Source organism: Rhodococcus sp. R1101 (assembly GCF_000278445.1).
Classification (GTDB): Bacteria; Actinomycetota; Actinomycetes; order Mycobacteriales; family Mycobacteriaceae; genus Rhodococcus; species Rhodococcus gordoniae.
The window spans coordinates 1-1,651 of record NZ_AJVB01000671.1; the positions used below are offsets into that span (position 1 = coordinate 1).

The 1,651-nt window shown below is 70.0% G+C and carries 1 protein-coding gene; it reads left to right on the forward strand.

From position 1 onward, the window contains the following. On the forward strand, positions 1 to 1,549 hold a 1,549-nt coding region (locus R1101_RS0123040), incomplete at its 5' end, for a cutinase family protein (RefSeq protein ID WP_016935553.1). Positions 1,550 to 1,651 lie beyond the last annotated feature (102 nt).

Genomic DNA, 1,651 nt, shown 5'->3' on the forward strand with positions numbered 1-1,651 from the left:
GATGCTCGTCGACGAGAACGGCAAGAGGCTTCCCGCCGGCCAGCAGGGCGCCTACAACAGTATGTGGGTGGATCCGGTGATCAACGCCCCGATGGGAGAGCACGCGAACGGCGAGGGCTACGCGGCCATCTACATCGAGTACCCGGCCGACCTCGCCAGCTACGAGAACGCGGTGGACAAGGGCGCCGAGAACACCATCGAGGTCATGAAGGCCATCCGGCGGTCCTGCCCCGACACCCAGTTCGCCATCGTCGGCTTCAGTGAGGGCGCCGACGTCGCGCGCCGCGCCGCGATGCAGATCGGTGCGCAGGAGAAGGGCGAGGACGGTTCCTGGGACATCATCGATCCCGACGCCGTCAGCGGCGTCGTCATCCTCTCCGACGCCGGCCGCAAGGAAGGCGAAGGATTCTTCCCGGGTTCGCAGAACGGCACGAACCCCGACGGCTTCGACCGTCCGTACCAGCCGGGTGCAGATCCCGTCCCCGGCCGCGGAGTGCTTCCCGGTACCAGCGGCGACTTCGGCAAGCTCGCCGGCAAGGTTGCGTCGTTCTGCTCCGAGGGCGACTTCACCTGTTCGGCACCCGAGAACATCGCGCTGATCGAACTGCTCGCGAACGTGGGCCGTCAGGTCAACGGCGATGCGCTCGAGCGCGAGGGTCTCACACCCGCGACGGGCGCCGACCTGGCCCAGGTCATGGGCCGGGTCGCGCTGCTCGCCCTCGCCGACATCTCGGCGAACCCGGACTGGATGCGTTCGGACGAGACCTTCCTCGAGGTGCTGATCAAGGTCTCCGACCCGAGCTACGACCCCGCCACCGCACGCCCCACCACGCCTGTGGCCTCCGACGCCACCGGCGAGAGCGGCGCCGAGGCCCCGATCCCCGCGGAGCGTCTGTCGAACCTCGCGTACCTGCCGGAGAAGATCGTCAAGGAGGTCGTCGGGTTCATCAGGAGCAACCAGAACACCCTCGCGGTGGTGCTCGCCGACCCCTACGACCAGACCTTCGGCTACAACGAGGAGACCCGGGACCACTACGGTCACCACTTCGACTACTGGGACGACGACATCGACGGTAAGGGCACGTCCACCGTCGAGTACGCCGCCGCATGGCTCGAGCACCTGGCCAAGGAGGCCAAGGACGGCAAGAAGGTCGACCCGAAGAAGGTCGACCAGGCCGCAGTCCTCCTGATCGCCGAGGAGACGGCGAAGGCCGAGACGGCCGAGGCGTCCACGACACCGGAAACCTCGCCGTCCGCGACCGAGACCGACGGTGCGGCGGTCGTCGACAGCAGCGTGCCCGCCTCCGTCGACGGCGTACCGGCACCCGCGGGCGATCCCGCCGCGCCGGTGGCCCCGCTCGCACCCGAAGCCGGTGCGCCGGCAGCCACGCCCACCCCGGTGACCACCACGGCCCCGGCCCCCGCACCGTCGGAGAGCACGACGCCGGCGACGGGTGAGACCACCACGGGAGCCGGGGAGACCACCTCCTCCGGAACGCCGACGACGACCGTCGCTCCGACGACGACGTCGACCCGGCCGGCTGCCTGACCCACCTCGGGTAGTCGACGACGACCGAGTACTCGGCGTCAGCCCGCGGCGCGGACCCCGGCCTCTGCACCGAGAGCCGCGGCCTCACCGCGAGTGCTGACG